The organism is Pseudomonas sp. KK18 (assembly GCF_037094675.1).
GTDB lineage: Bacteria > Pseudomonadota > Gammaproteobacteria > Pseudomonadales > Pseudomonadaceae > Aquipseudomonas.
Genome location: NZ_CP146605.1, coordinates 4,866,318 through 4,889,725 on the forward strand (window position 1 = coordinate 4,866,318; position 23,408 = coordinate 4,889,725).

Here is a 23,408-nt window from a genome sequence, read left to right on the forward strand (position 1 = left end):
ATGGATCGGCCTCAATCCTTAAGCCGCTTGTGCCACGCAATGCTCGATCAGCGCCTCCAGTTCGGCCTGGTACTCTCGCATCAACTGTTCGACGGTTTCGGCACGGTAGCGGCGCGTGCTGAAAATACAGCGCATCGCCAGGCGTCCGTCATACACCTGCCCCACCACTTCCAGCCAATTGCCCAGGGCCGCCTGCGGGCTGTAGCAACTGCCATAGCTCTCCTGAGCCGGCACCAGCATCGCCTTGTCATCGAAGCTCTGGTCGAACTGCCCCAGGTAGTTGAAGGTGACACGCGCCTGGGGTGCCAGGCGCAAGGTATCGGCCATCGACACACCGCTCATGTGACGCAGGATGCCGTAGCCCAGGCCCTTGTTCGGTACGGCCGCCAATTGCCGCTGCACCGCACGCACCGAGCTCCCGATATCAGCCCCGGCACCGGGTGCCAGGCGCACCGGGAACATGCTGGTGAACCAGCCCAGGCTGCGGCTCAGGTCGATGTCCTTGACCAGGTCTTCGCGGCCATGGCCTTCGAGCTGGATCAATACCGAAGGCTGCCCGCTCCAGCGGCACAACACCCGGCTCAGCGCGGCGAGCAACACATCGTTGATCTGCGTCTGGTAGACCGCAGGCACTTGCTTGAGCAACTGCTGGGTATGTTCCTGCGACAGGCCCATCAGCGCGACCGACTGGTACTGCACCTGGTTCTTGCCACGCGGGTTATCGCACGGTAGCTCACTGCCCGGCTGGTCGATCTGCTCAAGCCACCAGGCTTGCTCCTGCGCCGGATAATTCGCCGCGTACGCTTGCAGCCCCTCGGCCCAGGCCCGGTAGCTGCTGGTACGAATCGGCAGGGCCGGCGCCTGGCCATTGCGGTAAGCCTCATAAGCGACCTGCAAATCCTGCAGCAGCAAACGCCAGGAAACGGTGTCGATCACCAAATGATGGATCACCATCAATACCCGCACCTGGCCATCGCCCAACGTCACATGAGCGGTACGCCACACCGGCCCGTCTTGCAGGTCCAGGCTGCGCTGTACCTGTTCGGCGTACAGCTCAAGCTCCGCTTCATCGGCCACGGTGTGTTGCCATAACAAGGGCTCAGTGGCCCATTGCGCCTGCATGTCCTCCAGCGGCTGGTAATGCTGGCAATAGCGTGCGCCCACCTCACGAAAGCGCAGGCGCAGGGCGTCGTGCTGCTTCAACATGCAGCGCAATGCCAGCTCCAGCGCCGGCAGATTCAGCGCCTGGCGTGCACGCAGCATCAATGCCTGGTTGTAATGGTGCGGCTCGCTCATACGCTGGTCGAACAGCCACTGCTGGATCGGAATCAGGTTGAACTGGCCCTCGGCGGCCACCTGCGAAACATCCTCGATCAGCGTGGCGACGGTGCTTGAACGCTGCTCGAAAATCGCCTCGATGGTCTGCCCGCGCATCAGGTCCCGCAGCTTGAGGTCCATCTTCAGTTCAGGGTGGTTGCGTACCCGCGAGACGACTTGCAGGCTGAGGATCGAGTCACCGCCCAACTCGAAGAAGTTGTCGGTGATGCCCACGCGTTCCACTTGCAACACATCAGCCCAGACCTGTGCCAGCAGTTGCTCGTCACGAGTACGGCCGGGAACATACTCGCCGCCCTTGAATTCAGGCTCCGGCAAGGCCTGGCGATCCAGCTTGCCGTTGGGCGTGACAGGCAGCGCCGCCATGCAGATGACCTGGGTGGGCACCATGTAATCCGGCAATTGCGCGCGCAAGTCCGCCTTGAGGCGATCACCGATGGCCATGCCATCGGGCGTCACCACATAACCGATCAGTTGCTTGCCCGACGCACTGTCACGGGCGATCACCAACGCGTCACTGACATCGTCCAGTTGCCGCAGGCTCGCCTCGATTTCCCCCAGTTCAATGCGAAAGCCCCGGACCTTGATCTGGTGGTCAATACGCCCGACGTAATCAAGCACACCATCAACACGCTGGCGTACCAGGTCGCCGCTGCGGTAGAGACGATCGCCCGGCGACCCGAACGGGTCCGGCACAAAGCGCTCGGCACTCAGGTCCGGACGACGGTAATAGCCGCGGGCAATGCCCTGACCGCCGATGTAGAGCTCACCGGCAATCCCCGGCGGCAGCGGGTTGAGGTCTTCGTCCAGCACGTACAGCGCGCGCTCGCCGACAGCACGCCCGATCGGCGCATAGGCAGCCTCGCACCGGGTGTCGACCGGGACCTTCCAGAGCATCGGCGTGACCACGGTTTCGGTGGGGCCATAGCCGTTGGTAAAGAACTGTGGACGCAGTGCCGCTTTCACTTGTTCGAAGGTCTGGTCCGGCACCGCATCGCCACCGAAGCAATACACCCGTACCGCGGGTGGTTCCTGTTGGCTATGGGCCGCGTACTCGGCCAACTGCTTGAGGTAGGCCGGCGGGAAACAGGCAATCGTGATGCCGTGTTGATGCAAGGCGTCGAAGGTCTGCTCCGGTGTCCACAGGCTGGCATCGCGGATCACCAGCGTGCCCCCGCTCAATAGCGTACTGAGCCAGCGCTCATGAGCGCCGTCGAAGGCAAACGACATGAAATGCAGCTCGCGGGTGCGCTCATCCATGTCATACAGCCCGGCAATGGCCTGGCAATGCATGCTCATCGGCCCATGCGCCACTGCCACGCCTTTCGGCCGACCGGTGGAGCCCGAGGTATAAATCAAGTAGGCCAGATTGGCGCCCAGCAAACTGCTGGCGGGCGGCGTGTCGCTGTAGCCGGCGCGGTCAAACGTATCGATGGCCAGTTGCGCCAGGCCTTCCACCGCCGGGAGGCGCGCCTGCACCTGGCTATGGGTCAGCAACAGCGCCATCGCCGAGTCTTGCATCATGAACGCCAGGCGTTCGGGCGGATAGTCGATGTCCAACGGCACATAAGCCGCGCCGCTTTTCATCACCGCCAGTAACGCCACGATCATCTCGACGGAGCGCTCCAGGGCCACCCCGACCACCACTTCCGGCCCAGCCCCCAGCTCGATCAAGCGATGGGCCAGGCCATTGGCTCGACGTTCCAGCTCACCGTAGCTCAGCGAATCGCCCCCACACACCAGTGCCGTCGCCTCGCCACGCGAATCGGCATGGCGTGCGATCAGTTCCGGCAAGAGCTGCGCGTGATAGCTGGCATTCGGCGCCGCACTCCACTGCTCAAAGGCTCGCCACTGCTCGGCCCCAAGGCGCTGAAGGTTGCCCAGGCGCGCCGTCGGCGTAACGATCATGGCCTCGAGGGTGTCTTCCATGCAGCGGCGAATCTGCTCTACCGCCTCGACACTGAAGGCATTGCGCAGGAACAGATATTCGATCGACAACTGTTCGCCGAGATTGACCGCCAGGTCCATCGCAAAGTTGGTCACGTCATGGTTACGCGACTCGCCGAAACTCAGGCCGGTGTCCTGTTGCTCACCCAGGCGCTCATCGATCGGGTAGTTTTCAAACACGATGATGCTGTCGAACAGCCCTTGCCCACCCAGCCCCGACCAGCGCTGGATATCCGCCAGCGGCGCGTGTGCGTGCTCACGGATGTCCATGTTGCAGGCCTGCAACGCTTGCAGCCACTGATCCAGCGGCTGCGCGGGTTCCAGGGTCTGGATCACCGGTAGCGTATTGATGAACAGCCCCAGGATGTTGTCGGCATTGGCCAACCCCGCAGGACGGCCAGCCACGGTGGCACCGAACACCACAGTGTTCTGCCCGGTAAAGCGTTGCAGCAACAACAGCCACGCGCCCTGGATCAGCGTGTTGGGGGTGATTTGCAAGGCGCGGCAAGCCTGTTGCAGGCGTGCGGTTTGCACCGCATCCCAACGTGAGTAAAGCGCTTGGTGCCCGGGCAAATCCTCGACATGCCGCGGGAACATCGCCTGGTTCAGCGAAGTGGCCTGCTCCAGCGTTGCAAGACGGCTTCTCCAGAAGCCCTCCAGCGCCCGTTGATCCTGGCGTTGCAGCCATTCGATGAACTCGCGGTAACGACCGTTGCGTGTCGGCACGTGGCCCTGGGCATAAAACTGCATTACCTCGCCAAACAGTCGCGAACTGCTCCAGCCGTCCATCAGGATGTGATGGCAGGTCCAGATCATCTGGTAGCGGTCGTCCTCAAGCCGCAGCAACAGCACACGCTGCAACGGCGCACGGGCCAGATCGAACCCTTGCAGGTAATCAGCCGTTGCGCGCTCGCCGATCGCCTGTTCGCTGATGTCCCGGCCGCGCCAGTCTTCGATCAGCAGCGGCAATTCGGCCTGGCGGTGGACAATTTGCACCGGGGCGCTCAAGCCATCCTGCCAGTGAAAGCTGGTCCGCAGAATGTCCTCACGCTCAATCACCGATTGCCAGGCTGCGGCGAAGCGTTCGGTATCCAGCCCGTGTACCGGCAGGCTGATCTGGTTGATGTACAAACCGCTGCTGTCGTCGGCCAGGGTGTGGAACAGCATGCCTTCTTGCATCGGTGACAACGCATAGACGTCTTGCACCTGCGCCACGGGCACCGGCAAGCCGTCAAGGTGCGCCTGGGTCAAACGGGCCAGCGGGAAGTCAGACGGCGTCAGGCCCTGATGCTCTTCGCCGCAGCAATGCTCGATCAGTGCCTGCAACGCGACGCCGTAGGCATCGGCCAATTGCTGGACGGTGGCCTCATCAAAAACGTCGCGGCTGAAGGTCCAGTCCAGGGACAACTGGCCGTTGTACACCCGGCCATCGATGGTCAGCCAGTTGCCCAGCGCCACGTCATCAGCGTGCCCAGCCCCGCTGCCCTCCTCGCTCGGCGCGAATAACGCCTGCTCATCAAAGCTCTGGTCGAACTGGCCGAGGTAGTTGAAGGTAATCCGGGCCTGCGCGAGTTTCGCCAGACGCGAGCGGACATCCTCTGCACCGAGGTAACGCAGCACGCCATAACCCAGGCCCTTGTTCGGCACCGCGCGCAGCTGTTCCTTGATGCCCTTGATGGTGTCTGCCGCGTGCACCGATGGGGTCAATACCACCGGGAACAGGCTGGTGAACCAGCCCAACGTACGGCTCAGGTCGACGTCGCCGAACAGTTCCTCACGGCCATGGCCTTCCAGTTGCACCAGGCACGCAGGTTGCGCAGTCCACTGGCAAATCACCTGCGCCAGGGCACTGAGCAAAAGGTCGTTGACCTGGGTGCGATAGGCCGACGGTGCCTGCTTGAGCAGGCGCCGAGTCTGTTCTGTATCCAGACGCGTGTTGATCGAATGGCCATGCACCGAAGCCTGGCTGCCCTCAGGCCGCGCCCGTGGCAGTTCCGGCAACGCATGGGCCTGTTGCCCGGTCCAGTAACTCAACTCCCGAGCCAGCCCTTCGCTGTGGGCGTAGCCCTGCAACTGCTCGGCCCACGCCTTGAACGCGGTGGACTTGGGTGGCAACACCACAGGCTGGTTTACCGCCAGCTGCCGGTAGGCCGTTTGCAAGTCTTCCAGCAGCACGCGCCACGACACACCGTCCATCACCAGATGGTGAATCGCCAGATGCAGGCGCGAACTGCCGTCCTGCACTGCGATCAGGCTGCAACGCAGCAGCGGGCCGTGTTGCAGGTCGAGGCTGCGTTGCGCCTGGTTGGCAATGGCGATGATCTCATCGGCGTTCTCTGCCTGGCGCTGCCAGAGGCCTACCGGTTGCGCGCCGACGGCCTCATGGCTGGCCTGCCAGGTACCATCGCCCGATTGCACGAAGCGCAAGCGCAAGGCGTCATGATGGGCCACCACGTGCTCAAGGGCCTGCTGCAGACATGCGCCGTCCAATGGCTCGCGCGGGGTCAGCATCAGCGACTGGTTCCAGTGGTCACGGTGCGCCATGTCATTGGCGAAGAACCAGTGCTGCATCGGTACCAGATGGCTGTCACCGCTGACCGGCCCCTGATCGATCGTTGCGGCTTGATCGGCGCTCGCAGCCCGGGCCAGCGCCTGGATGTTCTGGTGCAGGAACAGGTCCTTGGGGGCCAGGCCGATTCCCAGCTGACGTGCACGGCTGACCACTTGAATCGAATTGATCGAGTCACCGCCCAAGGTGAAGAAGTTATCGGCAGTGCCCACCCGGGCCACGCCGAGCACGGCTTGCCAGATCTCGACCAGGACACTTTCGACTGCATTGGCGGGAGCCACGAAGTCCTGCTGTACCTCAGCCATGTCTGGCACCGGGAGAGCCTTGCGGTCGAGTTTGCCGTTGGGGCTCAGGGGCATTTTTTCCAGCGGCGTCAGGTGCGTCGGCACCATGTGTTCCGGCAGGGTCTGGCGCAGATGCGCAGTCAGCGCCTCGCGCAGTGCCGGCCAGTCGCTGGCGGCGCCAGGCTGGGTAACGACGTAGCCACTCAGGGCTTTGCCGTTGCGGCTGTCCTGCGCCACCACCACGGCTTCGCGCACGGCCCCGTGCTCCAGCAGACGGGCCTCGATTTCACCCAGCTCGATACGAAAACCGCGGATTTTCACCTGATGGTCGATACGGCCAATGTAATCAATCACCCCGTCAACGCGGTAACGGGCCAAGTCGCCCGTGCGGTACAGCCGTTCACCCGCGACAAACGGGCTTGCCACGAATCGTTCGGCCGTCAGCTCCGGGCGACGGTGATACCCACGCGCCAGTCCCTGGCCGCTGAGGTAAAGTTCGCCGTTGACGCCGCAGGGCACCGGGTTGAGCTCGGCGTCGAGAATGTAGGTCATCAAGTTCGCAATCGGCTCGCCGATGGGCACTGCGTCACGGCCCTCGTCACGACAGGTCCAGTGGGTGACGTCAATTGCGGCTTCGGTAGGGCCGTAGAGATTGAACAGCCCCGCGCCCGGCAGCTTGGCGAAGACCTGCTGCTGCGCATCGATCGGCAACGCTTCGCCACTGCAAACGATACGGGTGAGGCTGGTGCAGCGGCTGACATTGGCATCCAGCACGAACGCTTGCAGCATCGACGGGACGAAATGCAGGGTAGTAATGCCCTCGCGCTCGATCAATTGGACCAGCTTCTGTGGATCGCGATGATCCCCTGGCGACGCCACGACCAAGCGGATGCCGGTCATAAGCGGCCAGAAAAACTCCCAGACGGACACATCGAAGCTGAACGGCGTTTTTTGCAGCACGCGGTCGTCGGCGTGCAACCCGTAGGCCTGTTGCATCCAGCACAACCGGTTGGTCAGGGCACCGTGGCTGTTGCCAGCCCCTTTGGGTTTGCCAGTGGATCCGGAGGTGTAAATCACATAGGCGAGGTTTTGCGCGACGGCCCGCGACTCGGGGTTGCCTTGCGCCTCACCGGCCAGCCAGGCATCGTCACCATCGAGTATCAGCGTGCGCACCCGGTCCGGCAGCGGCAAGGTTGCGACCAGCGCTTGCTGGGTCAGCAACCATTCGATGCCGCTGTCGTCGATCATGTAGGACAGGCGTTCCGGCGGGTATTCCGGGTCCAGCGGTACATAAGCGCCGCCGGCCTTCAGGATCGCCAACAGGCCCACCACCATTTCCAGGCTGCGGTGCAGTGCAATGCCCACCAGCACATCGGGGCCTACGCCACGCGCGATCAAGGCATGAGCCAATCGGTTGGCCCGCGCGTTGAGCTGGGCATAGGTCAACGACTGCCCCTCGAACACCAACGCCACGGCATGCGGGGCCCGCTCCACCTGGGCTTCGATCAAGTGGTGCACCGGCTGGTTGTTCGGGTAATGGGCGAACGTGCGGTTCCAGTCCTCAACCATCATCCGGCGCTGCACCGCATCGAGCATCGGTAATTCGGCGATGCGCTGGGTGGGGTTGGCCACAATCGCGCGCAGCAGGTTCAGCCAGTGTTCGCCCAGGCGTGCGACGGTGGCTGGCTCAAACAAGTCAGAGGCATAGGACAGTGCGGCACTGATGCCTTCGCTGTACTCGAACGTATCCAGGGAGAGGTCGAACTGCACGCTGCCCGAATCCCAGGTCAATTGCTCCAGGCTCAACCCCGGCAGTTCAATCGCCTCGCGACGAGCATCACTGGCATGGTTGAACATGGCCTGGAACAATGGCGTATGGCTCAGGTTGCGTGCAGGTGCAAGCAGCTCCACCAGTTGCTCGAACGGCAGGTCCTGATGGGCCTGTGCTCCCAGTACCCGCTGCTTGACCTGATGAAGCAATTGGTCAAAGCGCAGGTGCCCCTCAATGTCGGCCCGGAGTACCTGGGTGTTGACGAAGAAACCCAGCATCCCTTCGGTTTCCAGGCGATTGCGGTTGGCAATCGGTACCCCGACACGAATATCCTGCTGCCCGCTGTAGCGGTGCAACAAGGTCTGGAAGCCGGCCAGCAGCAGCATGAACAGTGTGGTGTTTTGCTGCTGCGCCAGGCGCTTGAGACTCTCGGCCAGGGACGGCTCGAGGGTGATCGGCAGCCGGGCCCCACGATAGCTTTGCTGAACCGGACGTGGATGGTCGGTTGGCAGTTCAAGGACCGGTTGCTCGCCGCCCAACTGTTCTGTCCAGTAGCTGAGCTGCCGTTGCTGCTCACCCGCCGCCAGCCACTGACGCTGCCACTGTGCGTAATCGGCATACTGGATCGGCAGTGCCGCCAACGCCGCCGGTTGGCCTTGACTGAAGCCGCGGTATAACTGCATCAGCTCATCGATCATGACCCGCATCGACCAGGCATCCGACACGATGTGGTGCTGGGTCAGGATCAGCACGTGATCTTCAGCGCCCAGTTGCAACAGCTTGACCCGCAGCAACGGCCCACGCTGCAGATCAAAGAGTTGGCGGGTTTCAGTTTCAATCAAGCCGCGCAGGCCAGGGTCATCCAGCCCGGCAGCCGCCGACTCAAGCGCAATCGCCACCGGTGCCGGCGCGTCGACCCGTTGTACGGGACGCTCGTTCTCCAGCACAAACCGGGTACGCAAGCTCTCATGACGCGCCACCAGAGCGTCAAAACACTGTTGCAAGGCCGCCAGGTCAAGGTGTCCGCGCAAACGCAGGGCCGCGGGAATATGGTAGGCGCTGCTGGTGGGCTCCAATTGCCACAAAAACCATTGCCGTTGCTGGGCATATGACAGGGCAAGCGGCTGGTCGCGTGCAACGCGCGGGATGGCCTGTTCAGGAGTCAACGATGCCGGGGCCATCGCCTCGACAAATGCTTGCAGGGTGTTATGGGCGAACAGCAGGCGCAAAGGCACCTGGACTTGCAGTTGCTGGCGAATCCGCGAAACCATTTGGGTCGCCAGCAGCGAATGGCCGCCCAGCTCGAAAAAGTTGTCACTCAGGCCAACCCGCGGCACGTTGAGCACCTCGGCCCAGATCGCCGCCACCGCTTGCTGCACCGGTGTCTGCGCAGCCACGTAGGTTTTCTGCCATTGGCTGGCATCGGGCTTGGGCAGTTGCCTGCGGTCCAGCTTGCCATTGGGGGTCAGCGGGAACCTTGGCAACAGCACCATATGCGCCGGCACCATGTAGTCGGGCAAGTTGGCCTTGAGCCGGGCGTTCAGGCTGTCGCGCAGGCGACCCTGGCCGTCGGCATCCAGGCCCTGCCATTCGGCGGCGGGGACCACATACGCCACCAACGCCTGGCCGCCCGGGGCATCCTGGGCCAGTACCGCGGCTTCACGTACAGCGTCCTGCTCCAGCAGGCGCGCTTCGATTTCCCCGAGCTCGATGCGGAAACCGCGAATTTTCACCTGATGGTCGATCCGCCCCAGGTATTCGAGGATACCGTCCGGGCGCTGACGTGCGAGGTCGCCGGTGCGGTAAAGCCGCTCGCCGGTGCTGGAAAACGGATGGGGAACAAAACGTTCGGCGGTCAATCCCGGGCGCTGGAAGTAACCCCGCGCCAGGCCGTCCCCGCCGATCAGCAATTCGCCGGCAACACCATAGGGCACCGGCATCAGGTCTGCACCGACGATGTACAGCGATGTGTTGTCGATTGGCCCGCCCAGCCAAGGTTGCGCAGCCTGCGGACGCAGCCGGTGCAACGCCGACCAGACCGTGGTTTCCGTCGGGCCATAGAGATTCCAGACTTCACCGCCAAGGCCAAGCATGCGCACCGCCAGTTCCTGGGGCAACGCCTCGCCGCCGCACAGGCACGTGCACCCCTGGAGCACGTGGGCCTGTTCATTGTCGAGCAACATGCGCCAGGTCGAGGGAGTTGCCTGCACCACGTTGACCTGTTCGGCGTCGATCAGGGCCAGCACTGCGTACGGGTCCTGCGCCACCTCCTGGCCGGTCAGCACGATGCACGCGCCGACCATCAGGGGTACGTAGATTTCCAGGCCGAAAATATCAAACGAGAACGTGGTCAGTGACAACGCCCGATCCTGGGCGGTCATGCCCGGCACCCTGGCCATGCTTGCGACAAAGTTGGTCAGGGCGCCATGTCGCACCATCACCCCTTTCGGCTGGCCGGTGGAGCCAGACGTGTAGATGACATAAGCCAGGTGCTCCGGATCCAGCCGGGTTGGCAGATCGTCACCGGCATGGCCGTCAAGCCAATTGCCCGGTTGATCCAGCACCAGCGTAGTGACCGTGTCAGGCACCGGGATCTGGCTGAGCAGTGAATGTTGGGTCAGCAACAGGTCGATGCCACTGTCCTCAATCATGTAGGCGAGGCGATCCTGCGGGAACGCGGGATCGAGGGGCAGATAGGCGCCGCCGGCCTTGAGGATTGCCAACAACCCGATCAGCATGTGCGGGCTGCGTTCGACGGCAATGCCCACCAGCACACCCGCGCCCACCCCGTGACGTTGCAGCTCCACCGCCAACTGATTGGCCCGGGTATTGAGTTGCCCGTAGCTCAAGCGCTGGCCATTGATGACCAGCGCCTGCGCCTCCGGCGAGCGGGCCACCTGTGCCTCGAACAATCGATGAACATAACCCGCCTGCGGGGTGGCTACCGACGTGCGGACGCAATCGTCGAGCTGCGCTTGGCGCTGTTCAGCGTCAAGCAACGGCAGCTCACCGATGCTTTGTGCCGGGTTCGCGATGATTGCCTGCAGCAGGTTTTGCCAGTGCCCGGCCATCCGCGCAACCGTGTCTGCACCGAACAGATCCGTGGCATAGATCAGCGCCGCAGACAGCCCATCGGGGCGCTCCATGGTTTCCAGGGTCAAGTCGAACTGTGCACTATGGGTATCCCAGCGCAGCCCCTCGACCTTCAATTCACCGGCCGGCCCCTCGCCCGCCGGGCCTTGGGTCTGGTGGTTGAACATCACTTGAAACAGCGGGCTGTGGCTCAGGTTGCGTTGCGGCTGCAAGGCTTCCACCAGTTGCTCGAACGGCAGGTCCTGATGCGCCTGGGCATCCAGCGCAGTCTGCTTGACCTGTTGCAGCAAGGCACTGAAGGAGCCCTGGCTGTCGACCTCACTCTTGAGCACTTGGGTGTTGACGAAAAAGCCGATCAACCCCTCGGTCTCCACCCGGTTACGGTTCGCGGTCGGCACGCCAACCCGAATGTCGTTCTGCCCGCTGTAGCGATGCAGCAAGGCCTGATAGGAGGCCAGCAGGATCATGAACAGACTGACCCCTTCGCGCTGGGCCATCTGCTTGAGGCCGCAGGCCAGCGCGGTGTCGATATCCAACTCCAGCCGGGCACCGCGATAGCTCATCACGGCCGGGCGCGCAACGTCAGTCGGGAGCTCAAGCACCGGCTGCTCGCCGCCCAGTTGCGCGGTCCAGTATTGCAACTGCCGCTCCCGCTCGCCGGCCTCCATCCAGTGCCGCTGCCAGATGGCGTAGTCGCTGTATTGAATCGGCAACGCTGGCAGTTCCAGGCTCAACCCTCGACTGAACGCGGCGTAACCCTTGACCAACTCCTCGACCATTACCTGCATCGACCAGCCATCGGAAACGATGTGGTGCAAGGTGACAATCAGCACATGGTCATCCGCGCCCAGTTGCAACAGGCACGTACGCAACAAGGGCCCCTGCTGCAAGTCGAACAGCCGGCGCGTCTCGTCTTCGATCAAATGCCGCAGTTGCGCCGCATCCGGCACCTGGGCCAGAGGCTGCACCTGCAGACTTACCGGTGCAGCCTCCTGCACTTGCTGCACCACTTGCTCGCCGTGCACCACGAAGGTGGTACGCAGGCTCTCATGGCGCGCGACCAGCGCACTGAAACTCTGTTGCAGCGCCGCAATGTCCAATGGACCGCGCAAGCGCAGGGCCGTAGGCATGTGATAAGCCGCGCTTTCCGGGTCCAGCTGCCACAAGAACCATTGACGCTCCTGGGCAAAGGACAATGACAACGTGTCGAACTCGGCACTGACAGGCGGAATCGGCAGGTTCGCCGGGGAAACGTCCTCTTCGAGCATTTTCTGCAGGTAAAGACGGCGTTTTTCCAGCGGCAGCGTTATGAAGCGCCTGGCAATACGTTGTGCGACAGCGGTGTCCATCAAACCTCCTCGAATTCATCAAGCAGCGCTTCAAGCTTGCTCAATTTTGACGTGCTCATTGACGTGCCGGTCTGCTCCAGTTGCGCGACAAACGCACCGAGGACCGGAAATTGGAATATCAATTGGGGCGTTAACTTCATGCCCAGTTCGAGCTGCAGGCGCGACACCACATTCACCACCAGCAGCGAATGCCCGCCCAGCTCGAAGAAATCATCCGCCAGACCGACCTGCTCAACGTTGAGCACGCCTTGCCAGATGGCCGCGACCTTGCATTCCAGATCGCTTTGCGGCGCCAGGTAAGCCGAATGCAGCGCGCGGTTATCCGGCGCGGGCAGTGCCTTGCGGTCGAGTTTGCCGTTGGGTGTAAGCGGCAGTTGATCGAGGAAGACCAGATGGGTGGGCACCATGAAGTCCGGCATCTGTTGTGCCAGCCGCGCCTTGAGCTGTTCACTCAAGCGCGCCTCGGCCGCCCTATCCAGGCTGCTGTCCTGGCTGACAAGCCAACCCACCAGGCTCGTGCCGGTCGCCGTTTCCCGAGCCAGCACTACCGCATCTCGTACTTCAGGTTGAGCGTGGAGGCGGGCTTCGATTTCACCCAGCTCAATGCGCAGGCCACGGATTTTCACCTGATGGTCAATCCGGCCGATGTATTCGATTACGCCATTTTCGGCGTGGCGCACCAGGTCGCCGGTGCGATACAGGCGTGCAGCGGCCGACTCGCCAAACGGATCGGGAACGAAGCGCTCGGCGGTCAGCCCTGGACGCTGGTGATAACCACGGGCCAGGGATTCACCACCGATGTACAACTCGCCAATCGCCCCCACGGCGCAAGGCTGCAAGGCGCCGTCCAGCACATAGGTGCATACGTTGTTGATCGGACGACCGATGGCGATGATTCGCCCGTCGTCTTCGACAGTGGCCGCCACGGCATGGCTGCTGGTATCAATCGTGGCCTCCGTGGGGCCATAAAGATTGCGCAGCTCGCCATCGAAGAGGCCCAGGACCTGGCGGGAAAGGTGCGCACTCAGCGCTTCGCCGCCGCACAGCAGCAGGCGCAAGGAGGCCAGGTGTTCACGGGTCGCCAGCGGCAACAGCGCCTGCAGCAACGATGGCGCCATTTGCAGCACACTGATCCCCCAACGCTCCACCTCGACCCACAAGGTGGTCAAGTCCAGGTTCAATTGCGGCGCGGCCAATACCAGTTGCGCGCCGCTCATCAGTGGCAACCAGAACTCCCACACCGAGGCGTCGAAACTGATGGCGGTCTTCTGCAGGACACGGTCACTGTGATTCAGCTTCAGGCAACCCTGCATCCATTCCATATGGTTGCTCAGGGCGCCATGGCGAATCGTCACGCCTTTGGGTTTCCCGGTGGAACCGGAGGTATAGATCACATAGGCGAGGTTCTGGCTGTCGACGGTTACCGAAGGCTCATGCTCGCCGTAGCCATCGAACCGCTCGGGCAGTGCGTCCAGCAGCAGGCAGTCCACGGCCACGTCAGCGAAGTACGGCTGTACGCTGGTTTCGGTCAACAGCAAGGCAATGCCGCTGTCCTCGACCATGTACATCAAGCGATCCTGTGGATAAGCGGGGTCCAGCGGTACATAGGCACCACCGGCCTTGAGGATCGCCAGTAGCCCGACGACCATCTGCACGCTGCGCGGCATGCACAGCCCCACCAACACGTCCGGGCCTACACCCCGCTCGATCAACGCATGAGCCAGGCGATTGGCGCGCAGGTTGAGCTGGGCATAGGTCAGCGACGCTTGATCGGCCAACAGGGCCGGCGCATCAGGCGTGCGTCGAGCCTGGGACTCGAACCATTGATGAACGTGGCGTGGGTCGGTGGCCGGCACTGCCGTGGCATTCCAGTCGCGCAACAGCACGGTGCGCGTCGCCGCGCCAACCAGGTCGATATCGCCCAGGCTACGGTCGGCGGCCAGGCTCACCATCTGTGCGAGCACGTGCTCCACCTGCTCAGCCAGGCGCTGGATTGTATGTGTATGGAACGCAGCATGGGCATAAGTGAAGTGCAGGCTCAGGGTCTCATTGAGATTAACGGCCAGGGTCAACGGGAAATTAGTCTGTTCCTGATTACCCACCGTGCCGAAGCTCAGGCCTGACGGTGCCTGCGCTTGCAGGGCCTCGGCCAGCGGGTAGTTTTCGAACACCAGCAGCGTGTCGAACAGGCCTTCACCGCCCTGCCCGGCCCAGCGCTGAATCTCGAACAGCGGCGTGTGTTCATGCTCGCGCAACGCAACGTTGCGGGCCTGAAGCTGTTGCAGCAGGCTGGTGACCGATTGTTCCGGCCGGGGGCTGGCAATCACCGGCAAGGTATTGATGAACAGGCCTATCTGCTGTTCGACGCCTTTGAGTTCGCCGGGGCGTCCGGACACCGTGGCGCCGAAGGCCACCGTGTCATGCCCGGTGTAATGTTGCAGGAGCAGCAACCAGGCCGCCTGGACCACGGTATTGAGGGTGACCTTTTGCTGGCGGGCGAATTCGCCCAGGCGCTGGGTCTGCTGTTGGGACAGTGAGTGATACAGGCTGGCATGGCTGGTTTCGACAGCCGGCTGCGGCGCGGCGAAACGGTTTTCGGCGAGGCGCGTCGGCGCGTCGAGCGCGTGCAGTTGCGCACGCCAGAACGTTTCACTGGCCTTGGCATCACGCCCTTGCAGCCAGGCGATGTAGTCACGATAGCGGCCCGCCGGGCGCGGCAGCACCTGGCCATCGTAACGTTGCAACACCTCGCCCAGCAGCTGCGAGTTGCTCCAGCCGTCCATCAGAATGTGGTGATGGGTATAAATCAGGTGATAACGCTGTTCAGCGGTCTTGACCAGCACCAGCCGCAGCAGCGGCGCGAGGGCGAGGTCGAAACCCTGGTCGCGCTCGCTGGACGCCAACTCGACGAGGGCCTGCGGGGCATCCGTGCGTGTGCTCCAATCCAGCGCGGTGAAGGGTACGCGCACCTGTTTATGCACCACCTGCACCGGTTGCTCGCTGCCTTCCCAGATGAAACTGCTGCGCAAAATGTCATGGGCGTCGACCGCCGCCTGCCAGGCATCTTCGAAACGCTGTGGGTCGAGACCGTCGATGTCCAGGCACATCTGATTGATGTACTGACCGCTGCCGTGTTCGTACAAGCTGTGGAACAGCATGCCCTGCTGCATCGGCGCCAGCGGGTAGATGTCATCCACCGAACGGGCGGCGAGGCCCAGGTTATCGAGCTGCGGTTGGGTAAAGCTGGCCAGCGGGAAGTCGGAAGGCGTCATGCCATGGTTTGCAGGATCGCAGCAATGACCGATCAACAGAGCCAGTTCCACGGCATAATCGTCGGCCAGTTGCTGGATGGTGGCCTGCTCGAACTGTTGGTGGCTGAACGTCCAGCCCAGGCTCAGTGCGCCATCAAATACCCGCCCGTTGAGGCTCAGCCAATTGCCCAGGGGCGCCATCGCGCTTTGCTCTTCACCGGCGCTTTCGCTGGCCGGGCTGAACAACGCGCCCTGTTCCTTATCGAAGCTGGCGTCGAACTGCCCCAGGTAGTTGAAGGTAATGCGCGGCACCGGCAGCGCTTGCAAGGCTGACCGGCTGGCCTCGTCACCGAGGAAGCGCAGCGCGCCGAAACCCACCCCCTTGTCCGGGATCGATCGCAACCCTTGCTTGATCGACTTGATCGAGTCCCCGAGTGCCGCCGCCGGCGACAACTGGACCGGGAACATACTGGTGAACCACCCCACGGTGCGCGTCAGGTCGATGTTGGCAAACAACTCTTCGCGACCATGGCCTTCAAGCTGGATCAAGGTACTTGCATGCCCGGTCCAACGGCAGACCACCCGCGCCAGGGCGGTCAGCAACAGGTCGTTGACCTGAGTGCGATAGGCGGCTGGCGCTTCCTGCAGCAGTTGCCGCGTCAGGTGTTTGTCCATGCGCGTATGAACAGTGATGGCCTGGCCGTTCTGTGGGCTCGCCTCGGGGTTGAGGCACGGCAGGTCAGCCGGCGCACCTTGCAGTTGCGCCTGCCAGTAGGCCAACTGCTGCTGCAATTGCGCGCTGCGTGCATGCGCTTGCAACTGTTCGGCAAACGCCTTGACCGAGCTGGTCTTGGCCGGCAATTGCAAGGCTTGCCCGGCGAGCAATTGATTGTAGGCCGTTTGCAGGTCGTCGAACAGAATCCGCCACGACACACCGTCCACCGCCAGGTGATGGATCACCAGCAACAGCCGCTGGGTGCCATCGTCCAGGGTCGCCAACACGGCGCGCAGCAAGGGTCCGGTTTGCAGGTTCAGGCTGCGCTGGGCTTGATTGGCCAGCACTTCCAGCGCGCCAGCATCGGCCACCGGGCGCACCCATAACAGATCATTGCGCATCGATGCGTCGCGATGGCCGGCACTCCAGCCTTCGGCGCTTTCGTTGAACATCACCCGCAACGCATCGTGATGCAGCACCAGCGCCTGCAATGCTTGCTCCACCAGCGCCGCTTGCAGCGCACGGGCCGGTTGCAGCAGCACCGACTGGTTGTAGTGGTGACGCTGCGGGATGGCGTCGGCAAAGTAAGCCTGTTGAATCGGCAGCAGCAACGCCGGGCCCTGCACCGCAGCCTGATCGATTACCTGCAGCTGGTCACCGGTCTGCGCGACAGTCGCCAATGCCTGCACCGTCTGGTGCTGGAACAGGTCTTTTGGACTAAAGCGGATGCCGGACTGCCGGGCGCGGCTGACCACTTGAATCGAGATAATCGAGTCGCCACCCAGTTCGAAGAAGTTGTCGGTGAGGCCAACCCGCTCCAGTTTCAGCACGTCTTGCCAGACAGTTGCGATTTGCTGTTCCAGCGCGCTTTGCGGTGCCACGTACTCGTGCTGTACCTGGCTTGCGTCCGGCTGCGGCAGGGCCTTGCGGTCGAGCTTGCCGTTGGCGGTCAGCGGCCATTCATTCAGGAACAGCAGGTGCGTCGGTACCATGTAGTCCGGCAGTTCCGCTTTCAACTGCGCCTTGAGGGCGCCTGCATCCTCGGCACCTTGCGCCAGGATCACGTAAGCCACCAATTGCTGGCCGTTCAGCCCTTCCTGGGCCAAGACCACGGCTTCGCGCACCGCCGCCATGGCGTTCAGGCGCGCTTCAATTTCACCCAGTTCGATACGGAAGCCACGGATTTTCACCTGATGGTCAATCCGGCCGATGTACTCGATCACCCCGTCGCTGCGGTATTGCGCCAGGTCACCGGTGCGGTACAACCGCGCACCGCTTTCGCCGAACGGGTCGGGAATAAAACGCAGTGCCGTCAGGTCGCCACGCTTCAGGTAGCCCCGGGCCAGGCCGGCGCGGCCAACATACAGTTCACCGATGCAGCCTTTGGCCACCGGGTTCAGTTCACCGTCGAGCAGGTACCACGACAGGTCGGCTATCGGTTCGCCAATCGGGCTGCTGGCGTCCAGCTCGAGATCAGCCACCGACAGCGGACGGTAGGTGACGTGCACCGTGGTTTCGGTGATGCCGTACATGTTGATCAGCTGTGGCGCGCTGTCGCCAAACCGTTCGAACCATGGGCGCAGGCTCTTGACGTCCAGCGCCTCGCCGCCGAATACCACGTAGCGCAGGGCATTGGCCCGTGAGTCGGCACAAGCCACGTGCATCAACTGTTTGAACGCCGACGGCGTCTGGTTGAGCACCGTGACGCCCGCGTCGCACAACAGGTCGAGGAATTCCTGGGGCGAGCGGCTGACGTCGTACGGCACGATCAGCAGTTCGCCACCGTGCAGCAGTGCACCGAAAATTTCCCAGACCGAGAAGTCGAAAGCATAGGAGTGAAACAGGCTCCAGACGTCCTGCGGGCCGAAGCCGAACCACGGTTCAGTGGCCGCGAACAGACGCAGGATGTTGTGGTGCGCAAGCAAGGTGCCTTTGGGATTGCCGGTGGAACCGGAGGTGTAGATCACGTAGGCGAGGTTCGAAGGATCCACGACGACTTGCGGGTCGCTGTCGGCAAAGGCGCTGACGTCGGTATCCAGCAGCAGGGTTTTCACGCCGTCAGGCACCGGTAATTGACCGGTCAGCGACGCCTGGGCCAGCAGCAGCTGGATGCCGCTGTCTTGCATCATGTAGGCCAGGCGGTCCTGCGGGTAGGTTGGGTCGAGCGGCACATAGGCGCCGCCGGCCTTGAGGATCGCCAGCAGGCCGACGATCATCTCGATACCCCGCTCCGCGGCCAGGCCCACCAGCACGTCCGGCCCCACGCCGTGAGCGATCAACTGATGCGCACGGCGGTTGGCCTGGGCATTCAGTTCGGCGTAGGTCAGGGTCTGGCCGTTGCAACGCAGGGCCACGGCGTCAGGCCGTTGACGGGCCTGCTCGGCGATCAGTTGATGGGCGCAGGTGTCGCTTGGGAAGCTGCGCGGGCGTGGGTTCCACTGGGCGATGTTGTGCTGTTGCTCGGTCGCGTCCAGCAGCGGCAATTCCCCGATGCGCCGTTGCGGATCGGCGACGATACCTTGCAGCAGGTTCAGCCAGTGAGCGGCCATACGCTGTGCAGTGCTTGCGTCGAACAGGTCGGTGGCGTAAGTGAGGGTTGCACTGAGCTCGCCGTCGGCGTCCAGGGTGTCGAGGGTCAAGTCGAACTGGGCGGTACGGCTTTCCCACTCCTGGGCCTTGATCACCAGCCCCGGCAGTTGCGGGATGGCTTGGCGGCCGGCGCTCTGGTGGTTGTACAACACCTGGAACAACGGGCTATGGCTCAGGTTGCGCTCAGGGCGCAAGGCTTCGACCAATTGCTCGAACGGTAGGTCCTGATGCGCCTCGGCGCCCAGTGCCGCCGTCTTGACCTGTTGCAGCAGTTCGCTGAACCGCTGCTGCGGATCGACTTCAGCCTTGAGCACCTGGGTATTGACGAAGAACCCGATCAGGCCTTCGGTCTCGACCCGGTTGCGGTTGGCAATCGGTACGCCCACGCGGATGTCCGACTGGCCGCTGTAACGGTGCAGCAGGCCCTGGAACGAAGCCAGCAACAGCATGAACAGGCTGCAACCTTCACCCAGCGCCAGTTGCCGCAGCTGTTGGCCCAATGCCTGCGGTAACTGGACGGCCAGACGGGCGCCGGCAAAGCTCTGGCGTGCCGGTCGCGGACGGTCCGCAGGCAGCTCCAGCAATGGCTGTTCAGCGCCGAGGACGTTGGTCCAGTAAGCCAGCTGCCGCTCACGCTCACCGGCGTCCATCCATTGGCGTTGCCACACCGCGTAATCGGCATACTGGATCGGTAACTCCACCGGTTCAACCGATCCACCCTGGCTATAGGCGGCATAACGCTCAATCAGTTCCTGCACCAGCACCTGCATCGACCAGCCATCGGAGACGATGTGATGCTGGGTCAGCACCAGCACCTGTTCATCGTCGGCCACCTGCAGCAGCCCGACCCGCAGCAGCGGACCGTTCTGCAGGTCGAACGGCCGGCTGATCTGATCGCGAACAAACGCCTGGATCTGCTCGGCCTGGTTGGCCGAGGTCAGGTCGAGAAACTGCGGCGTCAGCAGCGGACCGGACTCGGCATGGATAACCTGGAACGCACGCTCGTCCTTCTGGACAAAGGTCGTGCGCAAACTCTCGTGACGCTGCACCAGTGCGCTTAAGCTGCGTTGCAACGCCTTCAAATCCAGGTGGCCATGAATCCGTAGCGCCGCAGGGATGTGGTACGCCGCACTGGAGGGTTCCATTTGCCAAAGGAACCACTGGCGTTGCTGGGCGTAGGACAAGGGCAACGGTTGATCACGCGGCACCCTTGGAATGCGCGCAGGCATCGCCGCCTGGATTGGCTCAAGCGCAGCCACGCAAGCCTTGAGGCTGGCATTTTCGAACAGCTTGCGCAGTTGCAGGTTCATGCCGAGGTGTTGGCGGATGCGCGACACCATCTGTGTAGCCAGCAATGAATGGCCACCCAGTTCGAAGAAGTTGTCGGTGAGACCAACCCGCTCCAGTTTCAGCACGTCTTGCCAGACGGTTGCGATTTGCTGTTCCAGCGCGCTTTGCGGAGCCACGTATTCGTGCTGTACCTGGCTTGCGTCCGGCTGCGGCAGGGCCTTGCGGTCGAGCTTGCCGTTGGCGGTCAGTGGCCATTCATTCAGGAACAGCAGGTGCGTCGGTACCATGTAGTCCGGCAGGTCCGCTTTCAACTGCGCCTTGAGGGCGCCTGCATCCTCGGCACCTTGCGCCGGGATCACGTAAGCCACCAATTGCTGGCCGTTCAGCCCTTCCTGGGCCAAGACCACGGCTTCGCGCACCGCCGCCAGGGCGTTCAGGCGCGCTTCAATTTCACCCAGTTCGATACGGAAGCCACGGATTTTCACCTGATGGTCAATCCGGCCGATGTACTCGATCACCCCGTCGCTGCGGTATTGCGCCAGGTCACCGGTGCGGTACAACCGCGCACCGCTTTCGCCGAACGGGTCGGGAATAAAACGCAGTGCCGTCAGGTCGCCACGCTTCAGGTAGCCCCGGGCCAGGCCGGCGCGGCCAACATACAGTTCACCGATGCAGCCTTTGGCCACCGGGTTCAGTTCACCGTCGAGCAGGTACCACGACAGGTCGGCTATCGGCTCGCCAATCGGACTGCTGGCGTCCAGCTCGAGATCAGCCACCGACAGCGGACGGTAGGTGACGTGCACCGTGGTTTCGGTGATGCCGTACATGTTGATCAGCTGTGGCGCGCTGTCGCCAAACCGTTCGAACCATGGGCGCAGGCTCTTGACGTCCAGCGCCTCGCCGCCGAATACCACGTAGCGCAGGGCATTGGCCCGGGAGTCGGTACAAGCCACGTGCATCAACTGCTTGAACGCCGACGGCGTCTGGTTGAGCACCGTGACGCCCGCGTCGCACAACAGGTCGAGGAATTCCTGGGGCGAGCGGCTGACGTCGTACGGCACGATCAGCAGTTCGCCACCGTGCAGCAGTGCACCGAAAATTTCCCAGACCGAGAAGTCGAAAGCATAGGAGTGAAACAGGCTCCAGACGTCCTGCGGGCCGAAGCCGAACCACGGTTCAGTGGCCGCGAACAGACGCAGGATATTGTGGTGCGCGAGCAAGGTGCCTTTGGGATTGCCGGTGGAACCGGAGGTGTAGATCACGTAGGCGAGGTTCGAAGGATCCACGACGACTTGCGGGTCGCTGTCGGCAAAGGCGCTGACGTCGGTATCCAGCAGCAGGGTTTTCACGCCGTCAGGCACCGGTAATTGACCGGTCAGCGACGCCTGGGCCAGCAGCAGCTGGATGCCGCTGTCTTGCATCATGTAGGCCAGGCGGTCCTGCGGGTAGGTTGGGTCGAGCGGCACATAGGCGCCGCCGGCCTTGAGGATCGCCAGCAGGCCGACGATCATCTCGATACCCCGCTCCGCGGCCAGGCCCACCAGCACGTCCGGCCCCACGCCGTGAGCGATCAACTGATGCGCACGGCGGTTGGCCTGAGCATTCAGTTCAGCGTAGGTCAGCGTCTGGCCGCTGCAACGCAGGGCCACGGCGTCAGGCCGTTGACGGGCCTGCTCGGCGATCAGTTGATGGGCGCAGGTGTCGCTTGGGAAGCTGCGCGGGCCGGGGTTCCACTGGGCGATGTTGTGCTGTTGCTCGGTCGCGTCCAGCAGCGGCAATTCCCCGATGCGCCGTTGCGGATCGGCGACGATGCCTTGCAGCAAGTTCAGCCAGTGAGCGGCCAGGCGTTCGATGGTGCCAGTGTCGAATAAATCAGTGGCATAGGTGAATGTGGCGGCCAATGCGCCCTGGGTCTCGTGCGTGCCAAGGGTCAGATCGAATTGCGCCGTGTGCGAGCTCCAATCCAGGCTCTCGACATGCAAGCCTGGCAGTTGCAACGCTTGGGCGGCATCGCCGCTCTGGTGATTGAACATCACCTGGAACAACGGACTGTGACTCATGTGTCGGTCCGGTGCGAGGGCTTGCACCAATTGCTCGAACGGCAAATCCTGGTGAGCCTGGGCGCCCAACGAAGCCTGCTTGACCTGCGCCAGCAATTGATCGAAAGGCATTGCCCCCTGAATCCGCGCATCCAGCACCTGGGTATTGACGAAGAAACCAATCAGGCCTTCGGTTTCAAGACGGTTGCGGTTGGCCACCGGCACGCCCACGCGGATGTCCGACTGGCCGCTGTAACGGTGCAGCAATACCTGGAATGAGGCGAGCAACAGCATGAACAAGGTGCAGCCTTCGCGCTGGGCCACGCGCTTGAGGCGTTCGGTCAGCCCGGCATCGATGGCGAGGTCCAGCCGCGCACCGCGATAACTCTGCACCGCCGGACGGGCGCGGTCAGCAGGCAAAGGCAGCACTTCACCGCCATCACCCAGGCGTTCGGTCCAGTAACCCAATTGCCGCGCAAGCTCGCCGGCTTCCATCCATTTGCGCTGCCAGATCGCATAGTCGGCGTATTGAATCGGCAGCGCCTGCAGGTCCAGCGCCTGGCCGGTGCTGTGGGCAGCATAGAGTTTGACCAGGTCGTGAACCATGATCTGCGCCGATGCGCCGTCACAAATGATGTGGTGCTGGGTGAGCACCAGCACGTGGTCGTCCGGTGCCAGTTGCAACAGCTTGACCCGCAACAGCGGGCCCTGCTGCAAGTCGAACAGCGCAGTGATTTCAGTGTCAATCAACGCCTTGAGCGCTGCGGCGTCCGGCACCGCTTCCAGCACCACCGTCGTGACCGGCAGGCTCAGGCATGCGTGCGCAACCTGCAGCGGCCCTTCCGGCCCGTCGACAAACACCGTACGCAGCACCTCATGGCGCTCCAGCAATGCATCGAAGCTGCGCTGCAACGCCGGCACGTCCAGTGCACCGCGCAACCGCAGCGCCGTCGGCACATGGTAGGCCGCGCTGTGAGGGTCCAACTGCCAGAGGAACCACTGGCGCTCCTGGGCGTAGGACAGGCCGATATGCTCGAACTCGTCACGCATCGCCGGAATCGGCAACGCGGCAAAACTCATGTTTTTGCTGTGCAGCTTTTGCAGGAACGCTTGCCGTTGGGCGAGCGGCAAACGGATGAATCGCTGAACCAGAGACAGGTTATCGAGCTGAGTCAT

General features: G+C 62.9%; 2 protein-coding genes. Both read right to left on the reverse strand.

The genetic code is table 11. The features are described from left to right. Window positions 1–18 precede the first annotated feature (18 nt). The gene (locus V6607_RS21940) at window positions 19–12,348 is read right to left on the reverse strand and encodes a non-ribosomal peptide synthase/polyketide synthase (RefSeq protein ID WP_338740574.1); all 12,330 of its coding nucleotides are present in this window, start codon (window positions 12,346–12,348) and stop codon (window positions 19–21) included. Continuing rightward, the gene (locus V6607_RS21945) at window positions 12,348–23,408 is read right to left on the reverse strand and encodes an amino acid adenylation domain-containing protein (protein WP_338740576.1); all 11,061 of its coding nucleotides are present in this window, start codon (window positions 23,406–23,408) and stop codon (window positions 12,348–12,350) included. The genes V6607_RS21940 and V6607_RS21945 overlap by 1 nt, the downstream gene beginning before the upstream one ends.